Annotated in this window: 12 protein-coding genes; 1 reads left to right on the top strand and 11 read right to left on the bottom strand. The window is 69.1% G+C overall.

The features are described 5' to 3' along the window. Nucleotides 1–57 precede the first annotated feature (57 nt). From ACE3TL_RS14780 to rimP, 3 genes are read right to left on the bottom strand one after another with little or no spacing between them, the layout of a single operon-like run. Entirely contained in the window at nucleotides 58–738 is a 681-nt protein-coding gene (locus tag ACE3TL_RS14780) for an RNA-binding protein (protein WP_374579442.1), read from the bottom strand. Nucleotides 739–746: 8 nt separating this feature from the next. Further along, on the bottom strand, nucleotides 747–2,426 hold the full coding sequence (gene nusA / locus ACE3TL_RS14775) for a transcription termination factor NusA (RefSeq protein ID WP_374579441.1): 1,680 nt from the start codon (nucleotides 2,424–2,426) through the stop codon (nucleotides 747–749). Between the two features lie 15 nt (nucleotides 2,427–2,441). Beyond that, the gene (rimP, locus tag ACE3TL_RS14770; protein ID WP_374579440.1) at nucleotides 2,442–2,987 is read right to left on the bottom strand and encodes a ribosome maturation factor RimP; all 546 of its coding nucleotides are present in this window, start codon (nucleotides 2,985–2,987) and stop codon (nucleotides 2,442–2,444) included. 260 nt (nucleotides 2,988–3,247) lie between these two features. On the opposite strand from rimP, the gene ppa reads away from it, so the two are divergent. Next, the gene (ppa, locus tag ACE3TL_RS14765; RefSeq protein WP_374579439.1) at nucleotides 3,248–3,799 is read left to right on the top strand and encodes an inorganic diphosphatase; all 552 of its coding nucleotides are present in this window, start codon (nucleotides 3,248–3,250) and stop codon (nucleotides 3,797–3,799) included. Nucleotides 3,800–3,843: 44 nt separating this feature from the next. Here ppa and trmB read toward each other — a convergent pair whose 3' ends face one another. The 8 genes from trmB to miaB all read right to left on the bottom strand — a co-directional run bounded on the left by trmB (nucleotide 3,844) and on the right by miaB (nucleotide 11,724). Further along, nucleotides 3,844–4,521, bottom strand: a complete 678-nt coding sequence (gene trmB, locus ACE3TL_RS14760) for a tRNA (guanosine(46)-N7)-methyltransferase TrmB (protein ID WP_374579438.1) — start codon at nucleotides 4,519–4,521, stop codon at nucleotides 3,844–3,846. A 73-nt stretch (nucleotides 4,522–4,594) separates the two neighbouring features. Next, nucleotides 4,595–5,815, bottom strand: coding sequence for a methionine adenosyltransferase (metK, locus tag ACE3TL_RS14755; protein WP_374579437.1), 1,221 nt, complete (start codon nucleotides 5,813–5,815; stop codon nucleotides 4,595–4,597). 147 nt (nucleotides 5,816–5,962) lie between these two features. Beyond that, nucleotides 5,963–6,382 carry a helix-turn-helix domain-containing protein gene (locus ACE3TL_RS14750; protein ID WP_374579436.1) on the bottom strand — a complete coding sequence of 140 codons (420 nt, stop codon included), beginning with the start codon at nucleotides 6,380–6,382 and terminating at the stop codon, nucleotides 5,963–5,965. Between the two features lie 52 nt (nucleotides 6,383–6,434). Continuing rightward, on the bottom strand, nucleotides 6,435–8,006 hold the full coding sequence (gene lnt, locus ACE3TL_RS14745; protein WP_374579443.1) for an apolipoprotein N-acyltransferase: 1,572 nt from the start codon (nucleotides 8,004–8,006) through the stop codon (nucleotides 6,435–6,437). A gap of 1 nt (nucleotide 8,007) precedes the next feature. Then, entirely contained in the window at nucleotides 8,008–8,886 is an 879-nt protein-coding gene (locus tag ACE3TL_RS14740; protein ID WP_374579435.1) for a hemolysin family protein, read from the bottom strand. A gap of 104 nt (nucleotides 8,887–8,990) precedes the next feature. Continuing rightward, nucleotides 8,991–9,437 carry an rRNA maturation RNase YbeY gene (gene ybeY / locus ACE3TL_RS14735; RefSeq protein WP_374579434.1) on the bottom strand — a complete coding sequence of 149 codons (447 nt, stop codon included), beginning with the start codon at nucleotides 9,435–9,437 and terminating at the stop codon, nucleotides 8,991–8,993. Further along, nucleotides 9,434–10,387, bottom strand: coding sequence for a PhoH family protein (locus tag ACE3TL_RS14730; RefSeq protein WP_374579433.1), 954 nt, complete (start codon nucleotides 10,385–10,387; stop codon nucleotides 9,434–9,436). The genes ybeY and ACE3TL_RS14730 overlap by 4 nt, the downstream gene beginning before the upstream one ends. Next, nucleotides 10,384–11,724, bottom strand: coding sequence for a tRNA (N6-isopentenyl adenosine(37)-C2)-methylthiotransferase MiaB (gene miaB, locus ACE3TL_RS14725; protein WP_374579432.1), 1,341 nt, complete (start codon nucleotides 11,722–11,724; stop codon nucleotides 10,384–10,386). The genes ACE3TL_RS14730 and miaB overlap by 4 nt, the downstream gene beginning before the upstream one ends. Nucleotides 11,725–12,024: the final 300 nt, after the last annotated feature.

Here is a 12,024-nt window from a genome sequence, read left to right as displayed (position 1 = left end):
CGGCCGGGACGGTCCCGACCACGGACATTCCAATAGCTCTAGGCGCGCGAAACCCGCTTAGGTTCCGCCCGCCTGGGAAGGCTTTTCCTCGCGCCAACTCTCGGGAAGGAGCGGGCTGAAGCCTGCCAGTTTCCGGACATCCTCAGTCCAGCGACCGGCGCCGCGCCCCGCAAGGAAGGCGGTGTGTATCACATTCTCGCCCCCTAAGGCCAAACCCAATTCCTCCGCCGTGAAAAGTCCGAGGACCTGCGGCGGATTGGGTGACTTGCGGGCCACATTCGAAATCTTGCGGCGACCGTCGGCGGCGCCGTCCGCCGCTTCGATCAGCCAAGCCGCCTTGCCGGCGCTCAGCGCGGCGGCGACCTTCTCGAATCCCGAGATAAGGTCGCCGGCGCGTTTCGCAAGGCCGAGGCCGTCCAACACCCGCCGGCGCAGCAGGGCCTCCACCTGGTCCGGCAGGTCGGGCGAGGCCGAGAGCTTCGCCTTGGCCGAGCGCGCGAAAAGGCCTTTCTTCGCCGCCGCCGCGACCGAAGCGCGGTCCGCCGCCACCCACATGCCGCGGCCCGGCAGCTTGCGCGCCAGGTCGGGGACCACCGCCCCGTCCGGGCCAGCGACGAAACGGACCAGCGCCGCCTCGTCCATCACCTGGCCGGAGACGATGTCGCGCCGCTCCCGCGCGGCCTGCGCGAGCGTCCTGGGCGCGGGGCCCTGGATCGCGATGTCGGCGGGGGCGGTCACTAAGGTCCTCAGGCCTCCGGGGTCTCTTCGGCTTCACCCTCGACGTCGGCTTCGAACTCGCCCTCGGCGAAGTCCTCATCCATCGGCTCGGGCTCAGGCTCCGGCGCCTCGACCCAACCCATGGCGATACGGGCGCGCATGATCAGGGCCTCGGCCTCGGCGGCGTCGAGGTTGAAGCTGTCGAGCACGCCCGGCTCGCGCACGCGCTCGCCGTCGCGGGTTTCGAACCAGCCGCGCAGGTCGTCGGGGATCAGGCCGGCCAGGTCCTCGACGCTCTTCACGTCGCCTTCGCCCAGGGCCACCGCCATCGGCAGGGTCACGCCCTCGATCTCGAGCAGACCGTCCTCGACGCCCAGGGCCTTGCGCTTGGCGTCGTATTCGGCCGCTTCCTTGTCCAGGTATTCGCGGGCGCGGGTCTGGATCTCCTCGGCGGTGTCGTCGTCGAAGCCTTCGATGGCCGCGATCTCCGAGGCGTCGACATAGGCCACGTCCTCGACCGAGGCGAAGCCTTCCGTGACCAGGAGCTGGGCGATGACCTCGTCGACGTCCAGGGCCTCCTGGAACAGGGCCGTGCGCTCGGTGAACTCGCGCTGGCGGCGCTCGCTCTCCTGGCTCTCGGTCATGATGTCGATCTGCCAGCCGGTGAGCTGCGAGGCGAGCCGGACGTTCTGGCCGCGGCGGCCGATGGCCAGGGAGAGCTGTTCGTCGGGCACCACGACCTCGACGCGCTCGTCCTCCTCGTCCATCACCACCTTGGAGACTTCCGCCGGAGCCAGGGCGTTGACGATGAAGGTCGCCTCGTCCTGGCTCCACTGGATGATGTCGATCTTCTCGCCCTGCAGCTCGGCCACCACCGCCTGGACGCGGCTGCCGCGCATGCCGACGCAGGCGCCGACCGGGTCGATCGAGGAATCGTTGGAGACGACGGCCATCTTGGCGCGCGAGCCCGGGTCGCGGGCGACGGCGCGGATCTCGATCACGCCGTCATAGACTTCCGGCACTTCCTGGGCGAACAGCTTGGCCATGAAGCCGCCGTGGGCGCGGCTGAGCAGGATCTGCGGGCCCTTGGTCTCGCGGCGGACGTCGTAGATGTAGCAGCGGATGCGGTCGCCGATGTTGAAGTTCTCGCGCGGGATCGACTGGTCGCGGCGCATGATGCCCTCGCCGCGGCCCAGGTCGACGACGGTGTTGCCGTACTCGACGCGCTTGACCACGCCGTTGACGACCTCGCCGACCCGGTCCTTGAACTCTTCGTACTGACGCTCGCGCTCAGCCTCGCGGACCTTGCCGGTCACCACCTGGCGCGCCATCTGGGTCTGGACGCGGCCCAGCTCGAACGGCGGCAGGATTTCCTCGTAGACCTTGCCGACGAAGGCTTCCTTATCGCTGCGCAGGGCCTCGGAGAGGCGGCGCACGCCGACCGGCTCCTCGTCGACCCCATCCTCGGTCTCGAACGAGGCGTCGTCGTCGATGACGGTGACGACGCGCTTGACGGTGGTTTCGCCGGTCTTCGGATCGATGCGCACGCGGATGTCGTGCTCGGCGCCGTAGCGGGCGCGGGCGCCCTTCTGGATCGCTTCCTCGATCGCCTCGATGACGACCTCCTTGTCGATCGACTTCTCGCGGGCCACGGCCTCGGCGATCTGCAACAGCTCAAGCCGGTTGGCGGAAATGCCGGTCAGGCTCATCGGTTCGCGTCCTTGCTACTCGGGGATGTCTTGGTCGGCCTCGGCGTCGATGCGGGCGGCGCGTTCTTCGGCGCCGCGCTTCATCAGCGCGTCGGTCAGGATCAGCTTGGCGTCCACGATCCACGAGAAGGGGATCATGGCGGTGGAGTCCTCGCCCTCCAGGTCGATGCCGACCGCGTCGTCCTCGACGCCGGCCAGCACGCCGCGGAAGCGCTTGCGGCCCTCGGCGACGCGGTCGAGCTCGACCCGCGCCTCGTGGCCCTCGTAGTTGGCGAAGTCCTTCAGCCGGGTCAGCGGCCGGTCGACGCCGGGGGACGAGACCTCCAGCGTATACTCGCCGGCGATCGGGTCGGCGGCGTCCATGACCTCGGAAATGGCGCGCGACAGGCGGGCGCAGTCTTCGACCACCATCTCGCCGTCCGGCGTCTCGGCCATGACCTGCAGCCGGCGGCCCGCCTCGCCGCCCATCAGCCGCAGGCGCACGATCTCATAGCCTGTCGCCTCCGCGACGGGGTCGAGGAGCTCCAGGAGCCGACGGTCTTCAGCGGTCTTGCCTCGCATAAGCTTGGCTGCTCTCCGGCAACAAAAAAGCGGCCGGGCCGAAGCCTGCCGCTCGTAGGCGCTATCTGGCGCTAACGGACGATGTGGCTCCTATATAGCGCGCCGCGCTGGTCTTGTCAGCCCCTTGGCCGGGGCGTGCTTTTTTCCAGCCCGATTTGGCGTTTTCCGCCCCTCCCAGGCTCGCCGCCCCTTTCCCGCGGGCCGGGAATGGTCCACAGACGGCGCCCTCAACTTCTGTGTCTGCAAGGTCCTTCCTCCCTATGGACATCTCCAAGATTCCCACCGGCGTGAACCCGCCCTACGACATCAACGCCATCATCGAGATCCCGCAAGGCGGCGAGCCGGTGAAGTACGAGCTGGACAAGGAGAGCGGGGCGATCATGGTCGACCGCTTCCTCCACACCGCCATGTACTATCCGGGCAACTACGGCTTCATCCCGCACACCCTGTCGGACGATGGCGACCCGATGGACGTGCTGGTGGTCGGCCCGACTCCGGTGGTGCCCGGCGCGGTGATCCGCGTGCGGCCGATCGGCACCCTGATGATGGTCGACGAGGCCGGCGGGGACGAGAAGGTCCTGGCGGTGCCGGTCGACAAGCTGCACCCGTTCTATACGGGCGTGGAATCCTGGCGCAGCCTGCCGGCGATCCTGACCGAGCAGGTCGCCCACTTCTTCAAGCATTACAAGGACCTGGAGAAGGGCAAGAGCGTCGAGATCGTCCGCTGGGCCGATCCGGAAGAGACCGGCGAACTGATCCGCCAGGGTATCGAGCGCGCCATCGCCGCCGGCAAGGGCCAGCCCGGAGCCTGACGAAAGAGGGCCGCCATCGGCAGGTTCTGACGGCGGCCTTCCATCTACCTTCTGATGAAGTCGAAGAAGACCGGCTCGCAGTCGCCCAGGCGCTTTTCCTCATAGCGCGTGGTGATGTGGTCGGCTGGAGCCACGCGCCAGTCGTCGGCCCGCTGCGCCGGCCAGTCGAAATGCGGCGAGGCGAGGATCTTCTCCAGCGCCCAGTCCGCATAGCCCGCCACGTCGGTGGCGAAACGCAGCCGCCCGCCCGGCTTCAGCACGCGGGCCAGCTCGGCCGCCATGTCCGCCTGGATGATCCGGCGCTTGTGATGGCGCGCCTTGGGCCAGGGGTCGGGGAACAGCACGAACACCCTGTCCAGGCAGGCGTCCGGCAGGCGGGCGACCAGCTCGCGCGCATCGCCGTCGTGGATGCGGACGTTCTTGAGGCCCTGCTCGGCGACATGGCGCACGGCGCTGGCCACGCCGTTGAGGAACGGCTCGCAACCGACGATCAGGGTCTGCGGCGCACGGGCGGCCTGGGCGGCCATGTGCTCGCCGCCGCCGAAACCGATCTCGAGCCACGCGTCTTGCGCGCCGGCCATCAGGGCGCGGGGATCGAACGGCCCCTCCGGCGGGCGCAGCGAGGGCAGCAGCTCTTCGACCAGCGCGGCCTGGCGCGGCTTGATCGGGCGCGACTTGATGCGGCCGTAGGAGCGAAGCAGGGGGTGGGCGGCGTCTTCCATCAGCGGCCTCTACAACGACAAAGGCCGCCGCGCGAGCGCGCGACGGCCTTCGACGATCCGAAAAGGCTGAGGATCAGGCCAGGCCCTTCAACTGGTCGACCAGGTCGGTCTTTTCCCAGGAGAAGCCGCCCTCGTTGTCGGGCGTGCGGCCGAAGTGGCCGTAGGCGGCGGTGCGGGCGTAGATCGCGCGATTGAGGCCCAGATGCTCGCGGATCGCGCGCGGGGTCGCGCCGCCGATCATCTGCGGCAGGGCCTGTTCCAGCTTGGCCGGATCGACCTGGCCGGTGCCGTGCAGGTCGACATAGAAGCTCAGCGGATCGGAGACGCCGATGGCGTAGCTGATCTGGATGGTGCACTTGCGCGCCAGGCCGGAGGCCACGACGTTCTTGGCCAAGTAGCGGCAAGCGTAGGCGGCCGAACGGTCGACCTTGGTCGGGTCCTTGCCGGAGAACGCGCCGCCGCCGTGCGGGGCCGCGCCGCCATAGGTGTCGACGATGATCTTGCGGCCGGTGAGGCCGGCGTCGCCGTCCGGGCCGCCGATCAGGAAGCGGCCGGTCGGATTGACGTGCCACTTGGTCTTGCGGGTGATCAGGCCGGCCGGAATGACGCTCTCGACATAGGGCTTGATCGCCGCGGCGATGCGCTTGGAGTTGGCGGCCTGGTCGCCGATCTTCTTCTTGTGCTGGGTCGAGACGACGATCTTCAGGATCTCGACCGGGCGGCCGTCCTGATAGAGCACGGTCACCTGGCTCTTGGCGTCAGGCTCCAGGAACTCGCACTCGCCCGAGTGGCGCACCTCGGCCAGCTTGCGCAGGATGTCGTGCGAGAACTGCAGGGTTGCCGGCATCAGCGAGGGGGTCTCGTCGCAGGCGTAGCCGAACATGATGCCCTGGTCGCCCGCGCCCTCTTCCTTGCGCTCGGTCGAGTCGACGCCGACCGCGATGTCGGCCGACTGAGCGTGCAGGAAGTTGGCGAACTTGGCCTTCTCCCAGTGGAAGCCCTTCTGGGCGTAGCCGATGTCCTTCACCGCGGCGCGGACCTTGGGCTCAAGGCCGGCGAGGATTTCCTTGGTCAGGGCCTTGTTCTCGGCCTTCGTGGCGCCCGGCTTGCCGGCGCGCACTTCGCCGGCCAGGACGATGCGGTTGGTGGTGACCAGGGTTTCGCAGGCAACCCGGGCCTCGGGCTCCACCGACAGGAACGCATCGACCACCGTGTCGGAAATCCGGTCGGCGACCTTGTCCGGATGGCCTTCGGACACGCTTTCGCTGGTGAAGATGTAGGAGGAACGGCTCAAGAGGTAGCTCCGGTAATCGGGCAGGCCGACGCATGACTGCGCGGCCCCGTTTCGACGTCGCGGGAAACCTATAAAGAAATCTTTATATCCCGCAAGCGGCGTGACGATGCGGCGTTGGCGAACGAAGCGGCGCCAGGACGCAAGAACCTAGTCAGTAGCGGGGTTTTCCTCGGTCATGGCGCGCACCAGGTCGAGGATGCGGCGGCGGACACGAGGCGGATTGATCTTGGGAAAGGCGCTGGCCAGTTCGACGCCCTCCGGCGTGAGCAGGAAGGCCTGCATGTGCGCCTGGCCGCCCGGCGCCGCGCCAGTCCCCGGCGTGGCGGTGTCGGCCAAGCCTTCGAAGAAATAGCCCGTGGAGGTCTCCAGCGCGCGGGCCATCTCGTAGAGCTTGGAGGCCGAGACGCGGTTGGCGGCGCGTTCGTACTTCTGCACCTGCTGGAAGGTCAGGCCGATCGCCTCGGCCAGCTTTTCCTGGCTGACGCCGAGCTCCTTGCGACGCAGGCGAATCCGCAGCCCGACATGGATGTCGATAGGGTTGGGGGCGGTTTCGATATCCTTCGCCATGGCTCACCTTGCAACGCGCCTGCACTGACGCGTCAAGACCCTGACCCACCCGTCAATCGCGCTTTTCCGACCGATCCAATTTCTGAAGCCCGATGATGGCGAGAGAAACGAGCAACATGATGGCGAAGCCGGTTTCGCCGAAGCGGCCATAGGCCGTGCGACCCAGGGCGGCGGGCAGTCTTGCGTCGATGATCCCTGTCTCCCCCAGGCCAAGCGTGGCCTGGGGCCGGCCGAGCGAGTCGATCACCGCCGAGACGCCGGTGGGGGTGGCGCGGATGATCGGCAGGCCGGTCTCGATGGCGCGGTAGCTGGCGATGTTGAGATGCTGCCAGGGGCCGCTGGTGGCGCCGAACCAGGCGTCGTTGGAGACGTTGAGCAGCCACTTCGGGCGCCCATCCTTCCAGGCCGCCTCGGCGAAGCGTGGGAACAGGGCTTCGTAGCAGATCAAGGGCTGAAGAGAGGGCAGGCCAGCCGGCGTGATGGGACGCGGCGCGGCGCCGGCGGTGAAGTCCTCGGGCATGTGGACCAGGCTGCGGACGCCCAGCCGGGTGGCCAGGTCTCCAAACGGCAGGAATTCCCCGAACGGCACCAGGCGGTGCTTGTCGTAGACGCCGGTCGCCTCCAGCCCGACCACGCCGCGGCGCAGGGCCACCAGGCTGTTGAAATAGTCGACCCCTCCGGCCGCGCCGAAGCCGGCGCGGTTGGCGCCCATCAGCAGAGTCTGGCCGGGCGCCAGCGCAGCGGCGATGCGGGAGGCATAGGGACTGCCGGGGGCCAGCAGGTCGTCGATCACCGCCGGCAGGGCGCCTTCGGGCCAGACGACGACGGCCGGCGCCGGGGCGCCGGGCGCCGAACGCGACAGCGAGACATAGGCGTCGATGATCGCGTCGAGGTTCTCCGGCTTCCACTTGTCCTTCTGGTCGATGTCGGCCTGGACGATGCGGACCAGGGGCGCGGCCGGGTCCTCCGGCGGCGGCTGGGAAAGACGGACCGCGCCGAAGGCGGTGAGGGCCAGCAAGGCCACGAGCGCCACGCCCGGCGCGGCCAGGCGCCGCCGCCAGGGACGCGGGCCCAGCAAGGCGGCCGCGGAAGCGCCGAGCGCGATGGTGATCCATGAGAGGCCGTAGGGGCCGACCACCGAGGCGGCCTGCGAAACCGCACCGCCCGCGCGCCAGGACTCGCCCGGCAGGTTCCAGGGAAAGCCGGTGAACACGTGGCCGCGCGTCCATTCGGCGGCGGCGAGGCAACCGGCGAACACCAGCACGCGCCAGGCGCCGCGGACCGCGGCCGCCCGATAGGCCAGGGCCGCCAATCCCCAGAAGAGCGCCAGGCCGCCGGCCATGAACAGGAGCGCGAAGGGCGCCATCCAGCCGTGGGCGGCCGCATCGACCAGGAAGGCTTCGGTGATCCACCAGACGCCGATGGCGAAATAGCCGACCCCAGCCAGCCAGCCGCGGAAGAAGGCCGAGCGCAGCGGTCGGGAACCGGGGGCGTCGAGCGCCCACAGTATCGCGCCATAACCAAGCAGGCCGGGCAGCAGGCCGAACGGCGGGTGGGCGAGCCCCACCGCCAGGCCGGCGGCGAGCGCCGTCAAGCGGAGCAGCCAGGGCGAGGGCGCTTTCAGGTCAGGCCTCTTGCACGGGCTCGGGCCGGGCGGGAGAGAAGCGGACACGCTTCACACGGCGCGCGTCGGAATCCAGCACCTGGATCTCGTAGCCGCCGGGATGGGCGATGACCTCGCCGCGCTGGGGCACGCGGCCGGCCAGGGCCGAGACCAGGCCGCCGACGGTGTCGATCTCCTCGTCCAGTTCGCCAGGCGCCAGGTCCTGGCCGATGGCGGCCTCCAGCTTTTCCAGCGGCGCGCGCGCATCGACCTCGTAGACCCCGCCGGCTCGGGGAATGACGCTGGCCACGGCGGCCTCGTCATGCTCGTCGTCGATCTCGCCGACCACCGCCTCGACCAGGTCTTCCATGGTGACCAGACCGTCGGTGCCGCCGAATTCGTCGATCACCATGGCCATGTGGGTGCGCGTCGCCTGCATGCGCAGCAGCAGGTCGGCCGCGCGCATGGAGCCGGGCACATAGAGCGCGTCGCGGCGCAGCTTCTGGAGAATGAGGTCCGACGGGCCGGGCCGCCGGCCGCGGCCGGCCAGCAGCTTGAAGACGTCCTTGACGTGGATGACGCCCACCGGGTCGTCCAGCGTCTCGTGATAGATCGGCATCCGGCTGTGCTCGGACTCGGCGAACCGGTCGACGACCTCGGAGAAGGGGGTCGCGAGCTCCACCGCGACGATGTCGACCCGCGGGGTCATCACGTCCGACACCCGGAGCGTCTGGAAGGCGGCCGCCTGTTCCACCAGGCGCCCGCCTGCGGGGACGGCGTCCTGCGGCGCGGCGGCCTCGGCGCCGCCGGAGCGGCGAAGTCTGCGGAAGAACGCCCGAAGCCCGCGGCTGCGCCGGGCGGACTCGGGCGGACTGGATATCCCGTCGGGAGAGTTGGTCATGATCCCCTTGTCAGGCGCCGCGCCGGCTCAGAATGAGCCGCCGCCAACCTGTGATCGTTAAGCTCGATCATTTTCTAGCCCATAGACGCGTCGGCGGAAAATGGTCAGGTCTCATAAGGGTTCGGAACCCCCAGTCCGGCCAGGATGACGCGTTCGAGACCTTCCATCTGCTCGGCCTCGGCGTCGGTCTCGTGGTCATAGCCCACGAGATGCAGGACGCCGTGGATCACCAGATGCTGCAGATGATGCGACAGCGGCTTGCCTTGCTCCACCGCCTCGCGGGCGCAGACGCCATAGGCCAGGGCGATGTCGCCCAGCAGGCTCTCCGGGTTCGGCGGCGCCGGGAAGGAGAGGACGTTGGTCGCGTAATCCTTGCCACGAAAACGGGCGTTGAGGTCGCGCACGCTGTCGTCGTCGGTCAGCAGGAGGGTCACGGCGCCGCCGCCGAAGTCGATCTCGTTCAGAGCGGCGACGGCGGCGTCCTCGACCAGGTCCTCGACGTTCGACGCGGCGGCGAACCACGCCTCGTCCTCGATCTCGATGTCGATCAAACCGCCCGTCCGTTCTTGGCCGCATCCGCATCGTAGGCGCGGACGATGCGCTCGACCATGGGATGACGCACCACGTCCTCGACCGAGAAGCGGTTGACGCCGACCCCCTGCACGCCTTCCAGCAGGCCGACCGCATGGGCGAGGCCGGAATCGGCGGCGTTGACCAGGTCGATCTGGCTGGGGTCGCCGGTGACGGCCATGCGCGAGCCTTCGCCGATGCGGGTCAGCACCATCTTCATCTGCAAGCGCGTGGTGTTCTGGGCCTCGTCGACGATGATGAAGGCGTGGCTGAGGGTGCGGCCGCGCAGGAAGGCGATGGGAGCGACCTCGATCTCGCCCTTCTCGCGGCGGCGGCGGAACTGTTCGACGCCCAGGATGTCGGTCAGGGCCTCCCAGACCGGCGCCATGTAGGGGTCGACCTTCTCGTTCATGTCGCCGGGCAGGAAGCCGAGCCGCTCGCCAGCCTCGACGGCAGGGCGCGAAACGATCAGGCGCTCCACCTCGCCGCGCAGCAGCAGGCCCGCGCCGTGGGCGACGGCCAGAAAGGTCTTGCCGGTGCCGGCCGGGCCGAGCCCGAAGACCAGGTCGCAGCGGCTCAGGGCGTCGAGATAGCGCGCCTGGCCCGGCGTGCGCGGAGACACCTGGCCCCGGCGGCCGGTGGGCAGGCCGCCGGCCGGCGACTTGCCGGTTCCCGACCGCGCATTGCCGATCGCCACCCGCACGTCGGCCTCGGTGACCTCGCGCCCGGAATCGGCCATGGCCGCGACGGCGCTCACCGCCTGCTTGGCGCCGGCGCGCGACTTGGCGTCGCCATCGACCGAGACGCCGCCGCCGGGCGTTTCGATCAGGACGTTGAAGGCGTCTTCGATCAGGGCCGCGTGGCGGCTGGCCGGGCCGGCGACGGCGCGGGCCGCCGCGTCAGAGAGCGGGATGTATTCGGGACGGCTCACGCGGGTTCCATCTGCAGCACGCCGGCCAGGCTCATCTTGTTGGCGACATCGATCCGCACAGGAACGATCTGGCCGATCAGACGATCCGGCCCCTCGCAGTGCACCGCCTGGAGATAGGGGCTGCGGCCCGAGAGCTGGCCGCGATGGCGGCCGGGCTTTTCGAACAGCACCGGGAGCACCTTGCCCACCTGGGCGGCGTTGAAGGCGCGCTGCTGATCGTCGATCAGGGCGTTGAGGCGGGCCAGGCGCTCGTCCTTGACCTCCTCGGCCACCTGGCCCGGCAGGGCGGCGGCAGGCGTGCCGGGGCGGCGCGAATATTTGAAGGTGAAGGCGGCGGCGTAGCCGACCTGGCGGACCAGCTCCAGCGTCGCCTCGAAGTCGGCGTCGCGCTCGCCCGGGAAGCCGACGATGAAGTCGCCGGACATGGCGATGTCGGGCCGCGCGACGCGGATCTTCTCGATCAGCCGCAGATAGCTCTCGGCGGTGTGCGCGCGGTTCATGGCCCGCAGGATCTTGTCCGACCCCGACTGCACCGGCAGGTGCAGGTAGGGCATGAGCTGGGGCAGCTCGGCATGGGCCTCGATCAGCGCCTCGTCCATGTCGGCCGGGTGGCTGGTGGTGTAGCGGATGCGGTCGAGGCCTTCGATCCTGGCCAGTTCGCGCGCCAGTCCGGCCAACCCGCCAGGACCGTCATAGGCGTTGACGTTCTGGCCCAGCAGGGTGACTTCGCGCACGCCCTTGGCCGCCAGGTCGCGGGCCTCGGCCAGGATGGTCTGCACCGGGCGCGACCACTCGCCGCCGCGGGTATAGGGCACCACGCAGAAGGTGCAGAACTTGTCGCAGCCCTCCTGCACGGTGAGGAAGGCGGTGACCCCGGCCGGATTGCGCTCCACCGGCAGGGCGTCGAACTTCTCCTCGGCGGCGAAGTCGGCGGCCAGGCGCTCGCCGCGGGCGCGGTGGGCGCGAGCGATCAGCTCGGGAAGCTGGTGATAGGCCTGGGGCCCGACCACCAGGTCGACGGCCGGCTGGCGCTGCATGATCTGCTCGCCCTCGGCCTGGGCCACGCAGCCGGCGACGGCGATGGTCATCTGCGCGCCGGCCTGGGCGCGCGCCTGCTTCATCAGCTTGATCTGGCCGAGTTCGGAATAGACCTTCTCGGTGGCCTTCTCGCGGATATGGCAGGTGTTGAGGACGACGAGATCGGCGTCCTCGGGGCTGTCGGTCACGCCATAGCCCAGCGGCGCAAGGACGTCGGCCATGCGCTCGCTGTCATAGACGTTCATCTGACAGCCGTAGGTCTTGATGAAGAGGCGCTTGGACGGCGCTTGAGTGGACATCCGCGCGTTATGGGGTCGCGAAGGCCCCCACGCAAGTTTCACCCCGGATTCGGCCCGCCTCTAGAGCCCTTTAGGGTTTGGTGGAATCACCAAACCCGTTGAAAAGGGCTCTAAATCAAGCCTGTAGAGCGCGTTCGGGCGGGCGAACCGCCTACACTTCGCCCTAACGCGCTCTAGGTCCAATCGACATTCAGGGATTCCCGGGTCGTTTGATGCGTGATTCATAGGTCTCCGCTTAGGCGGAGGCCTTTTGGATGGCGGCTAAACGATATGAACTGAGCGAGGCGCAGTGGGCGCGGA

It is taken from the genome of Phenylobacterium sp. (assembly GCF_041920015.1).
Taxonomy (GTDB): domain Bacteria; phylum Pseudomonadota; class Alphaproteobacteria; order Caulobacterales; family Caulobacteraceae; genus Phenylobacterium.
This window is presented reverse-complemented; position numbering and strand designations above follow the sequence as displayed.

Bases quoted from the DNA above. Each gene is read 5' to 3' on its own strand.
- nusA (WP_374579441.1), bottom strand. From the start codon at position 2,426: ATGAGCCTGACCGGCATTTCCGCCAACCGGCTTGAGCTGTTGCAGATC.
- trmB (WP_374579438.1), bottom strand. From the start codon at position 4,521: ATGGAAGACGCCGCCCACCCCCTGCTTCGCTCCTACGGCCGCATCAAG.
- ACE3TL_RS14750 (WP_374579436.1), bottom strand. From the start codon at position 6,382: ATGGCGAAGGATATCGAAACCGCCCCCAACCCTATCGACATCCATGTC.
- miaB (WP_374579432.1), bottom strand. From the start codon at position 11,724: ATGTCCACTCAAGCGCCGTCCAAGCGCCTCTTCATCAAGACCTACGGC.
- ACE3TL_RS14740 (WP_374579435.1), bottom strand. From the start codon at position 8,886: ATGACCAACTCTCCCGACGGGATATCCAGTCCGCCCGAGTCCGCCCGG.
- rimP (WP_374579440.1), bottom strand. From the start codon at position 2,987: ATGCGAGGCAAGACCGCTGAAGACCGTCGGCTCCTGGAGCTCCTCGAC.
- ppa (WP_374579439.1), top strand. From the start codon at position 3,248: ATGGACATCTCCAAGATTCCCACCGGCGTGAACCCGCCCTACGACATC.